Origin of the sequence: Limnobacter sp., assembly GCF_046297615.1 — a bacterium.
GTDB lineage: Bacteria > Pseudomonadota > Gammaproteobacteria > Burkholderiales > Burkholderiaceae_B > Limnobacter.
The window spans coordinates 52,016-71,743 of the sequence record NZ_JBKBHM010000005.1 but is presented as its reverse complement, the minus strand read 5'-3'; the positions used below and the strand labels follow the sequence as shown (position 1 = coordinate 71,743).

Genomic DNA, 19,728 nt, shown 5'->3' with positions numbered 1-19,728 from the left:
CACCCTGCATTTTCTTGATTGTTGATTGCAGTCAACTTGATTTGTATTGATGATGACTATGTTCTTACACGCGCAACAACCCATTTTGCGAAAAACCCTGCTGGCCACCAGCGTGGGCGCTCTGTTTCTCGCGTACACCACCCTGTCCCTGGCCAATGAACAACTGGCCGCCGCCTTGCCCTCCGTGGATGTGGTCAGCACCACGCCCCTGCCGGGCATCGGGATTGAAGCCGAGAAACTGCCATTTCACGTTCAAAGCCTGAACAAAGAGGCCTTGAACAACAGTCAGGGTGACACTTTGACGAACACCCTGAACAAGAACCTGGGTAGCGTGTTCATCAATGACATTCAGAACAACCCGTATCAACCTGATGTGAATTATCGGGGCTTCACGGCTTCGCCCTTGTTGGGCACCGCACAGGGCCTGTCCGTGTATGTAGACGGTGTACGTTTGAACCAGCCTTTTGGTGATGTGGTGAGTTGGGACTTGCTGCCCCGCAGCGCGTTCTCTTCGCTGGACTTGATCCCCGGTTCCAACCCCGTGTATGGCCTGAACACCTTGGGTGGGGCAATCAGCATCACCACCAAAGACGGCCGTACCCATGCGGGCAGCAGCGTGCAGGCCACCATGGGCAGCAACAGCCGCCGGACTGTGGAGTTTGAGCATGGTGGCAACAATCAGCAGGGCTGGCACTGGTTCATCACGGGCAATTCACACCGTGACAACGGTTGGCGTGTCGATTCGCCCACTGACGTTCGGCAACTGTTCACCAAGGTGGGTTGGGGCGATTCAAAAACTGACCTTGCTGCCACCGTGGCTGTGGCAGATAACGCACTAACCGGCAACGGTTTGCAGGAATACCGGCTGCTGCAAAACAATTACAGCAGTGTTTACACCAAACCGGATGAAACCGACAATCGGTCGATATTCATCAACCTGTCGGGTAGCCGTTCTTTGAACGATGTGTTCACGTTGAGTGGCAATGCCTATTACCGAAAAATCAAGACCACGACGTTCAACGGCGACATCAACGACGATTCTCTGAACCAGAATACCTACCTGACAGGCACCGGAAACACCGCATTGACTGCGAGCAACGCCAACCGGCAGTTTCTGGCCAACAATGGCTTTACCGGCCAGTTTCCCGCCACGGCAGAAGACCGGAACAACACCCCATTTCCATTTTGGGCCTGTATCGCCAATGTGGGTTTGATGGATGAGCCGTTTGAGAAGTGCAACGCCTTGATCAACCGCAGCACCACAAACCAGGACAACAGTGGGGTGAGCGGGCAATTGTCGGCAGTCTTTGACGCAGCAGGGATCAAGCACAACCTGACCGCAGGTGTAGCCTATGACTTCAGCAGTGTGCGTTACTCTCAGACCCAGCAGGCCGCCTACCTGACACCCGACCGGGGTGTGGTTGGGGTGAATGCCTTTGCCGATGGCACTTACCTTGATGACACTGGCCTGCCTTTGGACAACCGGGTGAACCTGGAAGGCCACACCCGCACCTGGAGCATCTACGGCACAGACACCATGAGCCTGAGCCCCCAGTGGCACCTGACAGCCGCTGGCCGCTTGAACCACACTGAGGTCAAGAACCGTGACTTGTTGCTGGGTTCTGGCCCTGGTTCGCTGACCGGCGACCACAATTTCAGCCGGTTCAACCCTGCCGTGGGCGTGAGCTACACACCCGCCAGCAATTGGTCGGGTTATGCCAGCTACAACGAAGGCAGCCGAACCCCCAGCGCCATTGAGCTGGGTTGTGCCGACCCTGCCAACCCCTGCAAACTGCCCAATGCATTGGCCGGTGACCCTGCACTGAAGCAGGTGGTGACCAAAACCAAAGAACTGGGTTTGAACGGCAAGCTGAGCAAAGGGCTGCGCTGGAATGCGGGCATTTTCCGCGCTGACAACACAGATGACCTGTTGTTTGTCGCCGATAACGCGGCTGGCTTTGGCTACTTCAAAAACTTTGGACAGACGCGTCGCCAAGGTGTCGAGCTGGGCCTGAGTGGCGAGCAAACCCGATTCAACTGGGGCATGAATATGACTTTCCTGGATGCCACTTTCCAGTCCCAAGAGACTGTGAACGGGGCAGCCAACAGCACTCAAGACGCCAATGGCAACATTCAGATCAACAAAGGCAACAAGATTCCCCTGATTCCCGGCAAGTTGTTCAAGGCTCGTACGCAGTGGGAAGTGGTTGAGGGTTTCAAGGTGGGAGCCAGCATGTTTGCCGCCGCCAGTTCGTATGCCCGTGGCAACGAAAACAACGCCCATCAACCCGATGGTGTATTTTTCGTGGGTGACGGCAAGGCACCGGGCTATGCGGTGTTTGACTTGAACACCGAATACCGCCTGAATCGAAAAACCACGCTGTTTGCGCAGATCAACAACCTGTTCGACCGCGAGTACGCAAACGCTGCCCAGCTTGGTGCCACAGGCATTCGCCCTGATGGTACGTTTGTGGCCCGTCCGTTCGGGCCGGCTGACAACAATTCGGTGATCAACTCCACCTTCTACGCGCCCGGTGCCCAACGCACTTTCTGGGTGGGTGCAAGGTTCAAGCTTGACTGATCAAGTAAGCCAAGCACTATGGGTGGAATGGTTTTCGCTACGATGGGGAACAACTGTTCCACCCCGTGTGGTTTGAATGATTCGATGGCTATTGATGGGTTGCTGGTGGATGTGGGCTGTGCCGTTGGGGGCACAGGCCGCGCAAGCGTGTTGGCATGAGATAACGCCCGATGTGCTGGAATGGCGTTGTGCCAACCAAGGTTTGCCTGTCAGCGGTCAGTCGTTTGCACTGTCGGTGTATGTGGTCGGTGGGGCCGACGGGCTGTTGGTTCTGGATTCGGGGGTAACGGCCTCGGTTGGACGCCTGTTGGGTCAACAGATTAGAGCGCGCTTTGGCGTGGGCCCTTGGTGGGTGTTGAATTCCCAACCCAAGCCGGACCACGTGCTGGGCAACATCGGCCTGTCGGAAGCTTGCCCCGAATGCTGGCCCGGTGGGATTGAGCACTCGGTGGTGGCGGGTGCGCTGACTGCGGAATTGATGGCACTGCGTTGCCCGCGTTGCATTGACAACCTGGCCAAACGAATGGGTGAAGCGTCCATCAGTGGTACTCAGCCTGTGATTCCCAAAACCCTGCTTCCGCAGCTTCAAGGCGACTTGAGCCTGTTGAACGCCCGCTTTGCGCAGTGGCGTTACACGGTTGTGGCGAATGTGCAAACTGAAGAGGCCGTGGTGTTGGATCACCCCTCGCAGGATTTGGTGTGGGTGGGTTCTCTGGTTGAAGCCAGCGATGCCCCTGACTTGTACGACGGCGCGGTGGAGCGGCGCATTCAGTTTCTGAAGAACTTGCAGGCCAGGTTCACCGCAAACACCCGTTTGTTGTCGTCAACCGGTGAGTTGAACAGACAGTGGGTGGGCCGCAATTTGGCGTATTTTGAAGAACTGAGGGGCAGCCTGCTGCAGGGCTTGAAAAGTGGTGCCACCGAGGTGGAGTTGATTGGGCAGCACGCCGGCCAGCCAGGCAACGGCACCACAACAGCGAATGAGCATCGCGACCGAACACAGGAAATACACAGCCTGAATGTGCAACGCATACTTCGGCAACTTGAACCTTTGGCATTTGAATCGGACTGAGGACGAGAACATGAACCGTCAATTGAGCACCGCGTTGACCTTGATGATGGGTTTGACCGGCTTGGCATTCACCAGCGTGAATGCGATGGCCACGCACACCGAGCCCTTGGTGTACGTGTCCCATCAGGATGGCCCTTTGGGGGTTTACCGGGCCAGCGACTTGAACAAGGTGGCTGACATTGACGTAGGTGTGGGGGCTCGTGGTTTGGGCATCAGCCGGGATGGCCGCTTGCTTGTGGTTGCGGTGAAGGAAACCAATGACTTGGCGATTGTGGACACTCTCACCCGACAGGTGGTGCGCCGTGTGCCCGTGGGCGTCAACCCGGAGTTTGTTCGGGTACTGGGCGATAAAGCGTTTGTGGCTTACGAGCCTTCAGCCAAAGGTGGACCACCCCCCAAGCCGGGCAGCAAAGAGGCCAAAGCCTTGAAGGCCGAGCGTGAGGATGATGACAAAGAGCTGCCTGCCAAAGTCGCGATTGTCGACCTCAAGACTGGCAAGAAGTTGAAGGAAATCACAGCAGGTTTTGAAACTGAAGGCATTGAGTTTTCTGCAGACGGTCGGTTCATCGTGGTTACCAATGAAGCCGATGAAAATGTGTCCGTCCACAGCATTAAAACTGGCCGTTTGATCAAACGGATTGACACCAGTGGGTATGGTTTGCGCCCCCGGGGTGTGAAACGCTCGCCCGACGGGCGTCACTACGCGGTCACCCTGGAATATGGCAACAAGGTGCTGATTCTGGACAAACAGTTCAAGGTGGTGAAAGAGGTGGCTACAGGGGAGGTGCCCTACGGCGTGACGTACAGCCGGGATGGCCGCGAGATCTACGTGGCCTTGAGCAAAGGCAAAGCCATTCAAGTGTTTGATGCCAACAGCTTGGCCTTGAAAAGGGAAATTCCGGTGGGTGAGCGTTGTTGGCACTTCAGTTTCACGCCGGACGACGAACGCATCGTCGCGGCCTGCGGGCGCAGCAAGGACCTGCTGGTGTTGAACCCCATCACCGGACAGACCTTGCAACGCATCAGCGAGAACACAACGCCTTGGGGGGTCGTCATGTCCACGCCGTCGGTCGGTAGTTTGGAAACCCCGTGATTAGAGGGCGATCACGTCCACAACCACGCGGGAACGTGTGTCGATCAGAATCACGCTGTCTTCGATGCGGAAGGCGGCTGCATTCTTGGGTTGGCGACGCAAGCCAGGTGCGCTGCGGGGTACACGAATGCCGGCGTTGAACACGAAGGGTGGCACTTCGCCAGACACATACACTTGCTCTTCCCAATCGCGGGGCAGGCGGCGGCGGTAGCGGCTTTCGTAGGGCCGCATGTCGTTGTTGCAATAGTCGCGCAGGTCATCCCGGTCGCGTGTTGTCAACATGGACACGGCGCGATAAGCGATGTCCGAGCCGAGTTCTACGCTGTCGCGGGCCACGCCCAAGCCAAAATTGACGGAATCTCTGGCCACGCCCAAGGCGAAATCCACGGGGTTGGTGGCGTGCGCCGACATGCTTGTGAATACTGCAAAAGCCACAGCGGCTGCGCGAATTTGTCGAATTGAAAACATGTCGTCCTCCCTAAGTGAGACATTCATCATTATCTGTCTCATGGGGGAGGCAAGTACAGTGAACAAGTGTGAACTGACGTTTTGTTCGGATTTTGGAAGTTGAACTGAACAAAACAACACGGTTTTGTGGAACTTGTGTGCAGGACAAGGGTCCATGTCACTCATTGGCGTTAATCGAGTGACGAGTCGCACCAAAGTGGTGCATAATTGTCCTCGACAAGGCCTAAACGGCTGGCCTGTGTTTTGCTATACAGCCTGTAATAAAAATGACCGAGTTGTGACTAGACATGTCGATGCAACCCTCTAACCTGATGAATCGCCTGGTGCACTGCCTGTTGGCCGTGTGCTTCGGTTTCATTGCGTGGGGCCAAGTCGAACTGTCGGCGTGTGAGCAATCCAGCGCTGCAGCGCCAGCCACCCTCAGCCCGGTGGACGACTGGGCTGACCCTGTCTTGGTGTTGTCGTATTCAGAGGGGGAGAATGCCAATGCCCCAGCCGTCAAGCAGCAAACCTGCAGTGGCTCATCGTTTGGGGCCATGGTTGATTTGAAAGGTGTGTTTGACGACACCCCGGATCACGAGGCCCTTCCTTCCATTGAGCCCGCCCGAATGTTGCCGTTGGGGCAAACCCCGCCCGTCTTGGGCCTGCGTGGCGAGGGGGACACCGCAATTCCCCGCGCCCGCCCACCCACGGCCTAAGTTCACTTTGCTGGCCCTGGCCGGTTTCCTTTTGTCCACCTGCTGACCTTGCGTATGGTGCAGTCAGGTGTACCCCTGCGTTTGAAATTCAAAAAAAGTCAATTTATGAGTCGAATCATGCGACAAGGTTTGTCTGTGTCTGCCGTGGCCCTGGCCCTGGCGGTGTCTCAACCCATTTGGGCTGAAGAGTCCATTGAGCTTGCCCAAGCCCAAGGCGGCCCGGTACAGGCTGCGGCTGGCTCGGGGGTGGTCTTCAGCCTGGCGGAGTTGGAGCAGATAATCCTGTCCAGCAACCCGCAGTTGATGATGGCGCAGCAATCCCGCCTTCAGGCTCAGGCCGCCATCAACACGGCCAGCGCGTTCAACAACCCGCGCATCGAATACTCGGACGGTCGTCAGCGGCCAGTGTTCACGGGCAACACCGGCAACATCCAAGGCTGGGGCGTTGCCCAGTTCATCGACAACCCTTGGGTTCGCAGTGCCCGTATTGATGCAGCCCAACAGGGATTGAACATCAGCGACGCGCTGGTGGGTTTGAACCGGGGTGAGGTGATTGCCCAGATTCGTCTTCGTGCTTTTGAATACCTGCTGCGCATTGAAGAGGTGCGCGTGGCCAGCGAAGAGTTGTCGGCTCTGGAACAGATTCGTGACCGCGTCAAAGTGCGTGTGGACAGTGGCGAAGCCCCGCGTTATGAGTCCATCAAGGCCGAGGCCGAGTTCATCACGGCACGCCAACGCCAGCAAAGCGCCATGCTGGCCAAAGAGCAGGCGCGTATACGGCTCAATCAACTCGCAGCTGGTCGCCTTCCTGCTCAATGGTCCTTGAATGTGTCCTTGGACGGGCTGCCCGTCACCTCGTCGGTGCTTGACCCTCAAGTCTTGGAGCTGCGCAACAACTCTGAGCTGGCCGCTTTGCGGGCGGATGTGATGCGCCTGCAAGCCCGCGTGGACGAGGCCAGTGCCAGCCGCTTGCCCGGCGTGGAACTGCGTTACAACGATTTGAAGGACCCTGACAACCGCCAGAGTGTAATGGGTGCCAGCGTCCAACTGCCCCTGCTGGACCAACGCCGTGGCCCCCGCGACGAAGCCCGCGCTGAATTGATGCGCGCCCGCACCCGCCTTGAAGGCCGCGATGCCGAACTAAAGCTGCAATTGCAGGCCGCCACCATGGCCCTGCAAATGGCCAAGCTGCGGGTTGAAGCGCTTGAAGGCGGTGCCATTCGCGATGCGCTGGCTGCCTTGAATGTTGCGCAAGCCGCTTACCGTTTCGGTGAGCGCGGCATTCTGGATGTGTTGGATGCCCAGCGCGTGCTGCGTAGCGTTCGCGCTGATTTGCTGCAAGCCCGATACCAAGTTCAAGCCGCGGCTGTGGAAATCAGCCTGCTGACCGGCCAATACGCCAAACCCTGAATTCAGAATCTAGAGAGAACACCATGAGTCATTCATTCCGACCCACCGCATTGGCCCTGTCCATGGCCCTGGTTCTGAGCCTTCTGGGCACAGGCTGTGGCGACAAAACAGAATCCGACAAATCAACCACAGCGCAAGCCGAGGCTGCTGAGGACCCTTCCTTGGTGAAGGTCAACCCCGAGATGGCCAAACAATTTCAGGTGGAACGCCTGAAAGAACAGTTGCTGGAAACCCAGCGCGATTTGCCTGGCCGCATTGAGGCCAACGAACAATTGGTGACCCGCATCGGTGCGTCGGTCACTGGCCGTGTCACCGACATTCAAGCCGATGTCGGTTCCCGCGTGCAGGCAGGCCAGGTGTTGGCCCGCGTCACCAGCCCGGAATTGACGAGCGCCCAACTCACCTACCTGCGGGCCCGTTCAGCCACCAGCCAGGCCGAGCGTGCGGTGGAACGTGCGCAAATGCTGATTAAAGCGGACGTGATTGGCGCTGCTGAAGTGCAACGCCGCGAAGCCGAGTTGTCGATTGCAAAAGCGGAATTGCAAGCCGCTGCTGACCAACTTGCCTTGCTGGGTATTCCACGCGGCAGCATTGAACGCCTGGCCGAGAAAGGCCAGTTGAGCAGCCATGCCGGCATTGTGGCCAACCGCAGTGGGGTGGTGATTGAACGCAAGGTGAGCCAAGGGCAAGTGGCCCAGCCGGGCGACCCTTTGTTCACCGTGGCTGACCTGTCCAATGTGTGGGTGGTGGGTGCCTTGCCTGAGCAGGACGCCTCAGCCGTTCAAGAAGGCCAGAAAATCGAGATTTCCGTGCCCGCTTTGGGCTCACGCCAATTCAGCGGCAAAGTGGTGTACGTGAGCGACACCGTGTCTGCCGACACACGGACCCTGATGGTTCGTACCCAAGTAGACAATGCAGACCGTGCGCTAAAACCCCAGATGCTGGCGCTGCTGCGCATCCTCGGCCAAGGCACCCAGCAAGTGGTGGTACCCGAGTCGGCGGTGGTTCGTGAAAACGACAAAGACCATGTGTACGTGTTGGTCGGCGATGGGGTATTCAAGCTGACCGAAGTGCAACTGGGCACAGCCACCAAAGGCGTACGCCCGGTCATCAAGGGCTTGAGCGCAGGTACCCCTGTGGTGGTGGATGGTGCGTTTCACCTGAACAACGAGCGCAAGCGCGCTGAACTGGAGTAATCGCGATGTTGGGTTCATTGATCCGCGCCGCGCTCAGTCAGCGGCTGGTGGTGGTGGTGCTCTCGCTGGTGCTGTGTGCATTCGGCCTGCGCGAAGCCACCCGTTTGTCGGTGGATGCATTTCCGGACGTGACCAACGTTCAGGTGCAGATTGCCACTGAAGCGACGGGCCGCTCGCCCGAAGAAATCGAACGCTTTATCACGGTGCCTCTGGAGATTTCCATGACGGGCTTGCCCGGGCTTGTGGAAATGCGCTCCTTGAACAAGAGTGGCTTGTCGATTATCACGCTGGTGTTCACCGATGAAACTGATGTGTACTTTGCGCGCCAGTTGGTGATGGAACGCCTGATTGAAGTCACCCCGCGCATGCCCACCGGCATTACGCCAGTGCTGGGCCCCGTGTCCACCGGCTTGGGCGAGGTGTACCAATACACCCTGGACCATCCGGACGATGGCAAGCGTGAACTGACCCCTCAGGAGTTGGCCGAGCGCCGGATTGTGCAGGACTGGGTGGTGCGCCCCATGTTGCGTTCCATTCCCGGTGTGGCCGAGATCAACAGCCAGGGCGGTTATGTGCGCCAGTACCAAGTGCTGGCCAAGCCTGAGCGTTTGCTTCAGCACGGCATCACCATCGACCAGGTGTATGAGGCAGTGGCGAAGAACAACGCCAATGCCAGCGGTGGCATCTTGCCGCAACGCTCAGAACAGTTCCTGATTCGTGGTGTGGGCCTGATTCGCACGCTGGACGACATTGCCAACATTGTGGTGCGTGAGCAAAACGGTGTACCGCTGTATGTGAAGGACTTGGGCGAAGTGACCATCGGCCATGAAGTTCGGCAGGGCGCCATCATCAAGGGCGGCTACACCGAATCCGTGTCCGGTATTGTGCTGATGATGCGGGGTGGTAACGCAAAGCAGGTGGTGACCCGGGTTAAACAGAAGGTGGACGAAATCAACAGCAAGGGCCTGTTGCCGGGCGGCTTGCAGATTGTGCCTTACTACGACCGAACCGAGTTGGTGGATTCTGCGCTGTGGACCGTCGGCAAGGTGTTGATCGAGGGTATTTTCCTGGTGGTGGTGGTGCTCTTCATCTTCCTGGGTGACGTGCGTTCCAGCTTGATTGTGGTGGCCACGCTGATCATCTCGCCGCTGACCACGTTCATTTTGATGAACCACTATGGTTTGTCGGCCAACCTGATGTCCTTGGGGGGGTTGGCAATCGCCATCGGCCTCATGGTCGATGCCACGGTGGTGGTGGTTGAGAACGTGTTCCACCGATTGGGCGAGGCCAAGGGCGCGGGTTCCAAGGTCCGACTGATTCTGGATGCCACACAGGAAGTGGCGACGCCCACGGTGTTTGGTATTGCCATCATCATGCTGGTGTTCACGCCACTGATGACCTTGCAAGGGATTGAGGGCAAAATGTTCGCCCCCTTGGCGCTGACCATTGTGATTGCCCTGGGTGTGTCCCTGTTGGTGTCGCTGGTGTTGTCACCGGTGTTGTGTTCTTACATCCTGAAGGGTGGTGCGGACCATGACACGAAAGTCATCGCGTGGCTGAAAAGCCGTTACCTGGGCCTGCTGGACCGCGCCTTGGGCAGCGAGAAAGGCACATTGGCGGTGGCGGTCGGCCTGTTGTTGTTCTCGGTCGCTTTGTTCCCCTTCCTGGGCAAGTCATTCATGCCCACCATGAAAGAAGGCGCTTTGACACCGCAGATCAACCGGGTGCCCAGCATTTCCTTGGATGAGTCGATTGCCTTGGAAATGGGCGCCATGAAGTCCATTTCAGAAGTGGATGGTGTGCGGATGGTGGTGTCCAAATTGGGTCGGGGTGAGTCACCTGCCGATCCGGCTGGACCGAACGAATCCGACCCCATCGTGTTGCTGGACCCGAATTCCGAGCGCACGCAGGACGAGATTGACGAAGACATCCGCCAACGCCTGTCCACCATTCCCGGTGTGCAGATTGTGTTGTCCCAGCCAATCTCTGAGCGGGTTGATGAAATGGTGACCGGGGTGCGCTCGCAATTGGCGATCAAGATCTTCGGCGATGACCTGGCCCAATTGCGTGAAGTGTCCGAGCAAGTGGCCCGGCTGTTGCGGTCGGTGCCCGGTGCGAAGGACATCCGTATTGAGCGCCTTTCAGGCCAGCAGGCGCTGACCATCGACATTGACCGCAAGGCCATTGCACGTCACGGCATCAATGTGTCGGAAGTCCACAGCCTGATTGAAACCGCCATTGGCGGCAAGGAAGTCAGCCAACTGTATGAGGGCGAGCGCCGGTTTGGTATTGCGGTTCGTTTCCCGCCGGAGGCCCGCAATTCGGTCGAGACCATCCGCAACATGCTGCTGCGCGCCTCGGACGGTGCCTTGGTACCCCTGCATTCCGTGGCCACCATTGAACTGCGCGATGGCCCGGCACAGATCAGCCGTGAAAGCGGCAAGCGCCGGGTGGTGGTGGGGGCCAACGTGGAGAACCGCGACCTGGCCGGTTTTGTGGCCGAGGTAGAGCAGCGCATGGGCAGCGACATCAAGTTGCCCGAGGGCTTCTATGTGGTGTATGGCGGTCAGTTCGAGAACATGGAACGGGCCATGGGCACACTGATGATCATTGTGCCCATCACCATTGCAGCCATTTTCTTCCTGCTGTTCCTGCTGTTCAACTCACTGAAGCTGGCTTCGCTGATCATCACCGTGCTGCCCTTCGCCTCAATCGGGGGTGTTATTGGCTTGGCCGTCACCGGAGAATATTTGAGCGTACCCGCTTCAGTGGGGTTCATTGCGCTGTGGGGTATTGCGGTGCTCAACGGCGTGGTGTTGGTGAGTTATATCCGCCGCTTGCGTGAGGATGGCCTCGCTGTGGCCCAGGCCGTACGCGATGGTTGCGTGGCCCGGTTCCGCCCCGTGATGATGACCGCCACAGTCGCGCTGTTGGGCCTGGTGCCTTTCCTGTTTGCCACAGGCCCCGGTTCGGAAGTGCAAAGGCCGCTGGCCATTGTGGTGATTGGTGGGTTGATTTCTTCGACCCTGTTGACGCTGGTAGTGCTGCCCACGCTGTACCGCTGGTTTGATGACAACGCTCCTGAAGCATGAGGCAGGAAGACCATGAAAGAGATGTGTGAAATTCGCGCGATTGTTCGCCCCAACCGCTTGCCCCTGTTGCGGGAGGCCCTGCGGGCCATTCCCAACTTCCCGGGGCTGACCCTGACCAAGGCCGAGGGTTTCACCGCCCCGGCCGGTGTAGGGCGGCGATCCGTGCGTGAAGAACTGACCGACTACACCCCGAAAATCCTGATTACGGTGCTGGCCGAGGTGGCGATGGTGGAAGAGATTCGCCGCACCATCATCATGATTTGCAGCACAGGGCAGTTTGGAGACGGGCTGGTGTGGACCCTGCCAATAGGCACCATGCACCGCATCCGAAACGGGTCGGACATGTTGGCCGACAACCCGGACGGTTCATCGCCGGGTGAACAGCCACCTGCCTGACGCCGCAGAGTGTGCAACAATGGGCAGAATCCATAACAACGATGTGAGACAGCAAGATGCCCGGATTACTGCCCAATGTGGACCCCAACGGTCTGCTCGAATTTTCTGTGGTCTACACCGACCGCGCCCTGAACCACATGTCCAAGCGGTTCCAGGGCATCATGACCGACATTTCTTCCATCCTGAAGTCGGTGTACCGCGCCCACAGTGCAGTGCTGGTGCCGGGCAGTGGTACGTTCGGCATGGAATCGGTGGCGCGTCAATTTGCCAGTAACAAGCATGTGCTGGTGATTCGCAATGGCTGGTTCAGCTACCGCTGGACGCAGATTTTCGAGATGGGCAACATTCCGGCCTCGCACACGGTGCTGAAGGCCCGGCAAAACGCCATCGGTGCGCAAGCACCCTGGGTGCCCTGTCCCATCGATGAGGTTGTGCAAACCATTGCCACCACCAAACCTGCCGTGGTGTTTGCACCCCATGTGGAAACCGCCTGCGGCATGATTCTTCCCGACGATTACCTGCGCCGTGTGGCCGATGCGGTGCACGCCGTGGGTGGTTTGTTGGTGCTTGATTGTGTGGCCTCGGGTGCCATGTGGGTGAACATGGAGGACACGGGGGTGGACTTGTTGATCAGCGCGCCCCAGAAGGGTTGGAGTGGTTCGCCCGCCTGTGCCATGGTGATGATGAGCCAGCGGGCCCGGCAGGCCATCGACGGCACGCAGAGCACCAGTTTCGCCTGCGACTTGAAGCGCTGGTTACAGATTATGGAAGGGTATGAAAACGGCAACCATTCGTACCACACCACCATGCCCACCGATGCTTTGGCACGTTTGCGCGAAGTGATGATTGAAACCCGCGATTACGGCTTTGAAGCCGTGCGCCAAGAACAGATTGAACTGGGCCAGCAGGTGCGCCAGTTGCTGGAATCCAAAGGGTTTCCCAGCGTGGCTGCAGCGGGGTTTCAGGCACCGGGTGTGGTGGTCAGCTACACCACCGACCCCGACATACAAAACGGCAAAAAGTTTGCTGCGCTGGGCCTGCAAACTGCGGCGGGTGTGCCTTTGCAATGTGATGAGGGCCCGGAGTTTCGCACCTTCCGTTTGGGCCTGTTTGGCCTTGAAAAACTGCACAACCCCAAGCGCACCGTAAGCCACTTGGCCCACGCCTTGAACACCATGGAAATGGCGTAAAAAGAAGTCAGGTTGATGTGTTTAAACGCATCAACCTGTTTCAACTTCCCCGCCCCGTTGGCACCATTCACTCCAACTGCCGGCAAACAGGCGGGCACCATCCAAGCCTGCATGGGCCATGCCCAGCAGGTTGACGCAGGCGGTCACGCCAGACCCACAGTACACTGTCACCGGCTTGCCTTGGTCCAGAATTGGTGTCCAATGCTCAGCCAGCTCGGCAGGGCTTTTCATACAGCCCGTACTTTCATTCAGGCAAGCCTTCCAGAATGCGTTCACCGCGCCGGGGATGTGGCCTGCCACGGGGTCGATGGGTTCGAGTTCGCCGCGAAACCGCGCACCATCGCGCGAGTCCACCAGCAGTGTGTTCGTCGCGATCAATTCCTCATGGCGAATTCGCAGGTGTTCTTGCGGTTTGGCCACGAATTGGCCCGCTGGCGGTTGCTCAGGTTTGGCGGCGGTCACCGTGCCCCCATTGGCCAACCACTGCGGCAGGCCGCCATCCAGCACAGACACACGGGTGTGGCCGTAATACCGGCACAACCACCACAGGCGGGCGGCCATGGCCATGTCGCCAGCGTCGTAGGCAACAACCCAGGTGTCGGCATTCACACCAAGCCGCTGCATCAGCCCAGTGAACCGGGCTTCACCGGGCACCGGGTGCCGGCCTGCCAGCGGAATGGATTTGTCGGACAGGTCTGTGTCCAGGTTCAAGTAATGCGCTTGGGGAATGTGGCCTTGCAGCCAAGCCTCTTGGCCGCTGCTGGGCTTCATCAGGTCAAAGCGGCAATCGGCCAGCAGGAGGGGGTGGCCTGAGTTGATCAAGGCCAGCAGGTCGGTTGCGCAGATGAGGGCTTGGGTCATCGTGGGCCTAGGCTGTTTGGGATGAACCAGTCTAGCCGATTCATCCCGGTTCACCAATTCAAGCCTCGTTGTTGCGCTTCAGCGCTTAATCCCGCTCAGGCCCGGTCAGGTAAGCCGAGCCTTGGCCCAGCGTGTCGGCGCTGCCTTTCAGTTCCATTTTGGCAATGGATTCCAGGTGTACTTCATCGGGCCCGTCGGCGTAACGCAGACAGCGGCCCCAGCTCCAGTGGTCGGCCAGAGGGGTGTCAGGCGTCAGGCCCATGGCGCCAAACACCTGCATGGCACGGTCCAGCACCGTGGTGTGCACCGTGGGCACCAAGGCCTTGATCATGGAGATTTCCTTGCGGGCTGCTTTCGCGCCCACATGGTCGATCATCCACGCGGTTTTCAGCACCAGCAGGCGGGCTTGGTCAATTTCAATGCGCGAACGGGCAATCCATTCCTTCACTGTGCCGTGCTGAAACAGGGCTTTGCCAAACGTTTTGCGTTGCTGGCTGCGCTCTATCATCAGTTCCAGGGCCAGTTCGGCTGCACCGATGGACCGCATGCAATGGTGTATGCGGCCAGGGCCCAGGCGGGCCTGTGCAAGCGCAAAGCCGCTGCCTTCTTCACCCAGCAGGTTGCTGGCGGGCACGCGCACGTTGCGAAACACGATTTCGCAATGCCCTTCGTGGTGTACCGCATTCAACACTTTGGGGTTGCGCACCATTTCCACGCCCGGGGTGTCTTTGGGCACCAGAATCATGCTTTGCTGGCGGTGGGTTTCAGCGTGCGGGTCGGTTTTGCCCATCACAATGAAAATGCGGCAGTTGGGGTGGGCCGAGTTGGTGATGAACCACTTGCGGCCGTTGATGACGTAGTCATCGCCCACCCGTTCAATGCGGGTGGTGATGTTGGTGGCGTCCGACGAGGCAACCTCGGGTTCAGTCATGCAGAAGGCGGAGCGGATTTTCCCGTGCAGCAGTGGCACCAGCCATTGCTCGCGTTGCGCCGGTGTGGCGAACATGTGCAGCAATTCCATGTTGCCAGTGTCCGGTGCATTGCAGTTGAACACTTCGGACGACCAAGCCACTCGGCCCATGATTTCTGCCAGCGGCGCGTACTCGAGGTTGCTTAGCCGCGTGCCAGGTTCATCATCGCGCAGGCTGGGCAGAAACAGGTTCCACAGCCCTTCGGCCCGAGCCTTGGCCTTGAGGTCTTCCATAAAGGAGACGGGAAACACATCGCGGTCCAGTTCATCTTTGTGCTGGCGGATGCGCGGAATGATGTGCGCGTCCATGAATTGGTTCAGTTGTGCGCACAGGGCAGTGACTTTGGGGGAGTAAGCGAAATCCATGAGGTTCCTCGTCAGTAAGCGGACACACCGCCGTCTACGGCGATGGCCTGGCCGTGCAGGTAAGAGTTGGCGGGGTCGATGATGCCAAGCATGGCCGACACCATTTCATCGGGGCTGCCCAAGCGGCGCATGGGCGAGCCCTGCGCCAGGAATTCCTGGGACAGGCCCAAGCCTTCGGTCACCAGCGGGGTTGGGCTGTAGAAGGGGCACACGGCATTGATGCGAATATTTTTTCGGGCGTATTCCACAGCGGCGGTTCGGGTCATGCCCACCACCGCATGTTTGGCGGCGCAGTACGCGGTCAACTTGGGCGCCCCGCCAATGCCCGCCATGGAGGCCACATTCAGAATGATGCCGTTGCCTTGGGTGAGCATCTGGCGAATCTGGTGTTTCATGCCAAAGAACACCCCTTTGGCATTCACTGCGAAATTGAAATCCAGTTCGGCTTCTTCGGTGTCGATGAGTGCTTTGGGGGGCGTGCCGGTGCCCGCATTGTTGATGCCAATGTCCAGCCGCCCAAAGGTGTTGACCGCGGCGTCCACCATGGCCTTCACCTGCGCTTCACGGGTCACGTCACAGGCCAGGTCCACCACCTGTGCGCCGGTGTTGCGCAGCGCCTGGGCTACGCTGCGCAGGCCTTCTTCATTGCGGTCGCCCAGCACCAGCCGTGCTTGGCCTGCGGCCAGTCGTTGCGCCAGCAGTTGGCCAAAGCCGCTGGCCGCGCCGGTGATCATCACCACCTGTTGATTAAATCGGGAATCGGTCATGGTTGTTGTCTCACAGGGTCAGGCCGCCATCGACGACGATGCATTCGCCGGTGGTGTAGGTGGCAGCATCGGACACCAGGTACAGCACGGTGCCCGCCATTTCATCGGGCATGGCATGTCGGCCCAAAGGAATCTTGCTCATCCAGGCTTTGCTGATGGCCTCGTCGGCAAACAGGGCACTGGCGAATTTGGTTTTGGTCAGGCCCGGAAGCAGGGCGTTGACGCGGATGCCCAAGGGGCCGCATTCCTTGGCGAAGGCTTTGGTCATGTTCACAACGGCTGCTTTGGTGATGCTGTAAATGCCTTGCCGGTCGCCAGGTTGCAAGGCGTTGACCGAGGCGGTGTTCACAATGGCACCGCCGCCGTGTTCACGCATCAGGCGGCCCGCTTCCACGGACATGAAAAAGTAGCCCCGCACATTGACTTCCACGGTCTTGTTGTATGCGGCGAGGTCTGTATCGAGAATGTGGCCGAAGTAGGGGTTGGCCGCCGCGTTGTTCACCAGAATGTCCAGGCGGCCATGGCTGCTGCGGATGTGCTGGAAGGCGGCCGTGATGTGGTCCATGTTCCCCACATGGCAGGCCAGGGCTTCGGCTTGACCACCTTGTTCGCGGATGGATTGAGCCACGGTTTCGCAGTCCTCCAGTTTTCGGCTGGACACAATGACATGCGCGCCATGGCTGGCAAGCAGGCGGGCAATCGATTCGCCGATGCCCCGGCTGGCGCCGGTCACCAAGGCGATTTTTCCGGTCAAATCAAACAGCGAATGTGCAGGCATGGTGGTGTGCTCCGGTTCAGTGGGTTTCGTTGTGAATAATGTCCAGCGCCATGGCGGCCAGCACGGTGGTCATCTTGCCCACGGCCATGGCCTGTTCGCTGGCGGCATTGCCATCCATGGCCCGTTTGAGCACGCCCTGTGCAATGGCAGCCAGCCGGAAAAAACCAAAGGCGAGGTAGAACGGCCAATGCTCGATGTGGCTCAGCCCTCGGCGGGCGCAGTAATCGGCCACAATGTCGGCCTCGGACGGAATGCCCAGTGCAAGGTGGTCCTGGCCGCCCAAACCCGGTATCAGGCCTTGGGCAGGCAGACGCAGGCACATGCAAAAGTAAGCCAGGTCAGCCAGTGGGTGGCCCAGTGTGGACAACTCCCAATCCAGCACAGCCTGGCCTTGGGGCAGGCCTTTGCGGAACATGATGTTGTCGAGCCGAAAATCGCCGTGCACCAAGCTCACTTGGCCATCGTCGGCGGGACAGTGGGAGGTCAGCCACTGAATCAACTGCTCCATGGCGGGCAAGTGTTCGGTTTCCGAGGCGCGGTACTGTTTGGTCCACAGGCCGGTTTGCCGCTCAAAATAATTGCCGGGTTTGCCATAGTCACTCAAGCCAACCGCCTCAATGTCCACGCTGTGCAGGTCGGCCATGATGCGGACCAGTTCTGAGTAGTAAGCCTGACGGTCAGCGGCTGGCACCTCGGGCAAGGCCGGGTTCCAGAATATGTCGCCGTCTTCATAACTCATGAGGTAGAACATCGAGCCAATCACCTCCCGGTTTTCACACAGGTGGAGGGCACAGGCCACGGGCACCGGGGTGTCGGCCAAGGCTGTTAGCACGCGGAACTCGCGATCAACCGCATGGGCTGACTTCAAGAGTGTGCCCGGGGGTTGCCTGCGCAGCACCATGGGGCCGTTGGGTGTCGTCAACAGGAATGTGGGGTTTGATTGCCCACCCTTGAACTTTTTGGCGGACACAGGGCCCGCAAAGCCCGGCAGGTGAGTGGTGAGGTAGGCGGCAAGGGCTTCGGTGTCCAGTTGGTGTATGGCAGTGGTCATGAGGGTGTCTCCGGAGGCTGGCTTAGCCGTAGGTGATGGCGGACAGCCGTGAGGGCACATCGAGGTGGGCCACATTGTTGAGCATGGCCAGCCGGATGTTGTCTCGGTTGAAGTAGAAATGGCACACGCTGCTGTTGCGTATCTGCAGGTTCAACTCCAGCCCCATCTGAACGGGCGCTTGCATGGCCATGGCGACCATGGTGCCAATCGGCCCGCCAGAGCTGACCACCAACACGCGGCGCGCATCCGTGTTGCAGGCGTGTTGCAATGCGGCCTGCACCCGGGCTTGAAAGTCGGCCCAGCGTTCGGGCAGCGGGCCTTTCAACTCGTCGTTTTGCCACAGGGTCAACACGGTTTTAAGGCCTTTGTAGAAAGCCCTTTTGTCCCCTTGCCGGTAGGCGTTCACATCCCCGTGTTCCGGGCCCAGGCAAGCCATCAATCCTTGAAAGTCGTACTCATTGAACCCGCTGTGCTGCTCGGGCGTCAGAGCATTTTTCATGCCGCTGGCGATGCCGTCCAGCGTTTGTTGATGGCGCAGTTGCGTCCCCGTCAAAACACGGTCGAACTGGATGTTGCGTTCAGCGAAATACTCACCTAGCCAGCGGGATTGCATGTGCCCCATTTCGGACAATTGGTCATAGTTGGCCTGCCCGAATGAGGCTTGGCCGTGGCGAACCAGATACAGCTCTGCCATGGGGTTTGTCTCCTGAGTTTTTTCTTGTTAGCCCAACAGACTAAGGGGAAAAAGGGCATTATTGAAGTTTATTGTGTGAATAATTTGGCATTCATCACGTGAATGCACTGGGGGTGCTATGCGTTTGTCTCAACTGGACCTGAATCTCTTTCTGGTGTTTGATGCGGTGTATTCCCGCCGCAACCTGACCCGCGCGGCTGAGGTGCTGTGCATCACGCAACCGGCGGTGAGCAACGCCTTGAACCGCCTGCGCAAGTCCCTGAACGACCCGCTGTTTGTCAGCACGCCCCGTGGCATGGTGCCCACGCCAGTGGCGGACAACATTGCCGAGCGGGTGCGCGACGCGCTGGATTTGCTGGGCAGCAGTGTGCATGAGTCCGAACAGTTTGAGCCCGCCAAGGCCCGCAAGGTGTTTCGCCTGAGCATGAACGATTTGTCCGAGCGGCTGTTGTTGCCAGTGTTGACCGAGCAATTGAGCCTTGCCGCACCCGGGGTGCAGATTGAAAGTTACTTCACCCCGCGCACTGAGGTGGCGCAGGAGTTGGAAGCCGGTGTGATTGACCTGGCCATTGATGCACCGCTGATTGACGACCCGCAGTTGGTGCACCAGCGCTTGATGAACTTCAGGTACGTGTGCTTCCTGCGCGATGGCCACCCCTGGCAAGGCCGCAGCCTGACTTTGCAACGCTACCTGCAGTTGGGGCACATTCACATCTCCAGCCGCCGCAAAGGCCCGGGTGTGGTCGACGCTGCCTTGCACCGCTTGGGCCACAGCCGCGACATTCGCATGCGGGTGCAGCATTACCTGGTGGCCCCGCTGATTGCCATGCGCAGTGACTTGGCCTTGACCGGGCCAGACTATCTGCTGCGCGGTTTTGAAGGCCGTGTGATGAACCTGCCGTTCGAGGTGCCCGACACGGAGTGGCACATGTACTGGCACCGCTCCAAAGACCGTGACCCCGCTAACACTTGGCTGCGGGGGCTGATCGCCCAGTGTTTGCAGGAACTGGACGACCGGCGCACACCCGCCCGCAAGCGAAGTTGA

Annotated in this window: 17 protein-coding genes; 10 read left to right on the top strand and 7 right to left on the bottom strand. The window is 58.9% G+C overall.

Going from position 1 to position 19,728, the window contains the following annotated elements; translation table 11 throughout:
* Positions 1-49: 49 nt before the first annotated feature.
* The 3 genes from ACK4FF_RS11085 (at position 50) to ACK4FF_RS11075 (ending at position 4,746) form a co-directional block, all read left to right on the top strand.
* Positions 50-2,581 (top strand): TonB-dependent receptor, encoded by a 2,532-nt coding sequence (locus ACK4FF_RS11085; protein WP_409708925.1) that lies wholly within the window; start codon positions 50-52, stop codon positions 2,579-2,581.
* Positions 2,582-2,657: 76 nt separating this feature from the next.
* Entirely contained in the window at positions 2,658-3,653 is a 996-nt protein-coding gene (locus ACK4FF_RS11080; protein ID WP_409708922.1) for a hypothetical protein, read from the top strand.
* Between the two features lie 10 nt (positions 3,654-3,663).
* Positions 3,664-4,746 carry a cytochrome D1 domain-containing protein gene (locus ACK4FF_RS11075; RefSeq protein ID WP_409708918.1) on the top strand — a complete coding sequence of 361 codons (1,083 nt, stop codon included), beginning with the start codon at positions 3,664-3,666 and terminating at the stop codon, positions 4,744-4,746.
* On the opposite strand, the gene ACK4FF_RS11070 is transcribed toward ACK4FF_RS11075, so the two are convergent.
* Positions 4,747-5,214, bottom strand: coding sequence for a hypothetical protein (locus tag ACK4FF_RS11070; RefSeq protein ID WP_409708915.1), 468 nt, complete (start codon positions 5,212-5,214; stop codon positions 4,747-4,749).
* Between the two features lie 287 nt (positions 5,215-5,501).
* On the opposite strand from ACK4FF_RS11070, the gene ACK4FF_RS11065 reads away from it, so the two are divergent.
* The 6 genes from ACK4FF_RS11065 (at position 5,502) to ACK4FF_RS11040 (ending at position 13,196) form a co-directional block, all read left to right on the top strand.
* Positions 5,502-5,912, top strand: a complete 411-nt coding sequence (locus ACK4FF_RS11065) for a hypothetical protein (protein ID WP_409708912.1) — start codon at positions 5,502-5,504, stop codon at positions 5,910-5,912.
* Between the two features lie 117 nt (positions 5,913-6,029).
* Positions 6,030-7,322: a TolC family protein gene (locus ACK4FF_RS11060; RefSeq protein ID WP_409708909.1), complete on the top strand. Its 1,293-nt coding sequence runs from the start codon at positions 6,030-6,032 to the stop codon at positions 7,320-7,322.
* Positions 7,323-7,345: 23 nt separating this feature from the next.
* Positions 7,346-8,518 carry an efflux RND transporter periplasmic adaptor subunit gene (locus ACK4FF_RS11055; RefSeq protein WP_409708907.1) on the top strand — a complete coding sequence of 391 codons (1,173 nt, stop codon included), beginning with the start codon at positions 7,346-7,348 and terminating at the stop codon, positions 8,516-8,518.
* A gap of 5 nt (positions 8,519-8,523) precedes the next feature.
* Positions 8,524-11,610, top strand: coding sequence for an efflux RND transporter permease subunit (locus tag ACK4FF_RS11050; RefSeq protein WP_409708904.1), 3,087 nt, complete (start codon positions 8,524-8,526; stop codon positions 11,608-11,610).
* A gap of 12 nt (positions 11,611-11,622) precedes the next feature.
* Complete coding sequence (locus ACK4FF_RS11045) at positions 11,623-12,006, top strand: P-II family nitrogen regulator (RefSeq protein ID WP_409708901.1); 384 nt, start codon at positions 11,623-11,625, stop codon at positions 12,004-12,006.
* A 56-nt stretch (positions 12,007-12,062) separates the two neighbouring features.
* The gene (locus ACK4FF_RS11040) at positions 12,063-13,196 is read left to right on the top strand and encodes an aminotransferase class V-fold PLP-dependent enzyme (protein WP_409708898.1); all 1,134 of its coding nucleotides are present in this window, start codon (positions 12,063-12,065) and stop codon (positions 13,194-13,196) included.
* 30 nt (positions 13,197-13,226) lie between these two features.
* Here the strand turns inward: ACK4FF_RS11040 and ACK4FF_RS11035 are convergent, their stop codons facing one another.
* From ACK4FF_RS11035 to ACK4FF_RS11010, 6 genes are all read right to left on the bottom strand, one after another.
* Positions 13,227-14,057, bottom strand: a complete 831-nt coding sequence (locus tag ACK4FF_RS11035) for a sulfurtransferase (protein ID WP_409708895.1) — start codon at positions 14,055-14,057, stop codon at positions 13,227-13,229.
* Between the two features lie 85 nt (positions 14,058-14,142).
* A complete protein-coding gene (locus ACK4FF_RS11030; protein ID WP_409708892.1) occupies positions 14,143-15,393 on the bottom strand; it encodes an acyl-CoA dehydrogenase family protein in 1,251 nt (416 codons plus the stop codon).
* 11 nt (positions 15,394-15,404) lie between these two features.
* Positions 15,405-16,160: an SDR family NAD(P)-dependent oxidoreductase gene (locus ACK4FF_RS11025; protein WP_409708890.1), complete on the bottom strand. Its 756-nt coding sequence runs from the start codon at positions 16,158-16,160 to the stop codon at positions 15,405-15,407.
* 10 nt (positions 16,161-16,170) lie between these two features.
* On the bottom strand, positions 16,171-16,938 hold the full coding sequence (locus ACK4FF_RS11020; RefSeq protein WP_409708887.1) for an SDR family oxidoreductase: 768 nt from the start codon (positions 16,936-16,938) through the stop codon (positions 16,171-16,173).
* A 16-nt stretch (positions 16,939-16,954) separates the two neighbouring features.
* On the bottom strand, positions 16,955-17,989 hold the full coding sequence (locus ACK4FF_RS11015; protein WP_409708884.1) for a phosphotransferase: 1,035 nt from the start codon (positions 17,987-17,989) through the stop codon (positions 16,955-16,957).
* 22 nt (positions 17,990-18,011) lie between these two features.
* Positions 18,012-18,683: a histidine phosphatase family protein gene (locus ACK4FF_RS11010; protein ID WP_409708881.1), complete on the bottom strand. Its 672-nt coding sequence runs from the start codon at positions 18,681-18,683 to the stop codon at positions 18,012-18,014.
* A 118-nt stretch (positions 18,684-18,801) separates the two neighbouring features.
* Here ACK4FF_RS11010 and ACK4FF_RS11005 point away from each other — a divergent pair, with 118 nt between their 5' ends.
* Positions 18,802-19,728 (top strand): LysR family transcriptional regulator, encoded by a 927-nt coding sequence (locus ACK4FF_RS11005; protein WP_409708878.1) that lies wholly within the window; start codon positions 18,802-18,804, stop codon positions 19,726-19,728.

Bases quoted from the DNA above. Each gene is read 5' to 3' on its own strand.
- ACK4FF_RS11085 (WP_409708925.1), top strand. From the start codon at position 50: ATGATGACTATGTTCTTACACGCGCAACAACCCATTTTGCGAAAAACC.
- ACK4FF_RS11080 (WP_409708922.1), top strand. From the start codon at position 2,658: ATGATTCGATGGCTATTGATGGGTTGCTGGTGGATGTGGGCTGTGCCG.
- ACK4FF_RS11075 (WP_409708918.1), top strand. From the start codon at position 3,664: ATGAACCGTCAATTGAGCACCGCGTTGACCTTGATGATGGGTTTGACC.
- ACK4FF_RS11070 (WP_409708915.1), bottom strand. From the start codon at position 5,214: ATGTTTTCAATTCGACAAATTCGCGCAGCCGCTGTGGCTTTTGCAGTA.
- ACK4FF_RS11065 (WP_409708912.1), top strand. From the start codon at position 5,502: ATGTCGATGCAACCCTCTAACCTGATGAATCGCCTGGTGCACTGCCTG.
- ACK4FF_RS11060 (WP_409708909.1), top strand. From the start codon at position 6,030: ATGCGACAAGGTTTGTCTGTGTCTGCCGTGGCCCTGGCCCTGGCGGTG.
- ACK4FF_RS11055 (WP_409708907.1), top strand. From the start codon at position 7,346: ATGAGTCATTCATTCCGACCCACCGCATTGGCCCTGTCCATGGCCCTG.
- ACK4FF_RS11050 (WP_409708904.1), top strand. From the start codon at position 8,524: ATGTTGGGTTCATTGATCCGCGCCGCGCTCAGTCAGCGGCTGGTGGTG.
- ACK4FF_RS11045 (WP_409708901.1), top strand. From the start codon at position 11,623: ATGAAAGAGATGTGTGAAATTCGCGCGATTGTTCGCCCCAACCGCTTG.
- ACK4FF_RS11040 (WP_409708898.1), top strand. From the start codon at position 12,063: ATGCCCGGATTACTGCCCAATGTGGACCCCAACGGTCTGCTCGAATTT.
- ACK4FF_RS11035 (WP_409708895.1), bottom strand. From the start codon at position 14,057: ATGACCCAAGCCCTCATCTGCGCAACCGACCTGCTGGCCTTGATCAAC.
- ACK4FF_RS11030 (WP_409708892.1), bottom strand. From the start codon at position 15,393: ATGGATTTCGCTTACTCCCCCAAAGTCACTGCCCTGTGCGCACAACTG.
- ACK4FF_RS11025 (WP_409708890.1), bottom strand. From the start codon at position 16,160: ATGACCGATTCCCGATTTAATCAACAGGTGGTGATGATCACCGGCGCG.
- ACK4FF_RS11020 (WP_409708887.1), bottom strand. From the start codon at position 16,938: ATGCCTGCACATTCGCTGTTTGATTTGACCGGAAAAATCGCCTTGGTG.
- ACK4FF_RS11015 (WP_409708884.1), bottom strand. From the start codon at position 17,989: ATGACCACTGCCATACACCAACTGGACACCGAAGCCCTTGCCGCCTAC.
- ACK4FF_RS11010 (WP_409708881.1), bottom strand. From the start codon at position 18,683: ATGGCAGAGCTGTATCTGGTTCGCCACGGCCAAGCCTCATTCGGGCAG.
- ACK4FF_RS11005 (WP_409708878.1), top strand. From the start codon at position 18,802: ATGCGTTTGTCTCAACTGGACCTGAATCTCTTTCTGGTGTTTGATGCG.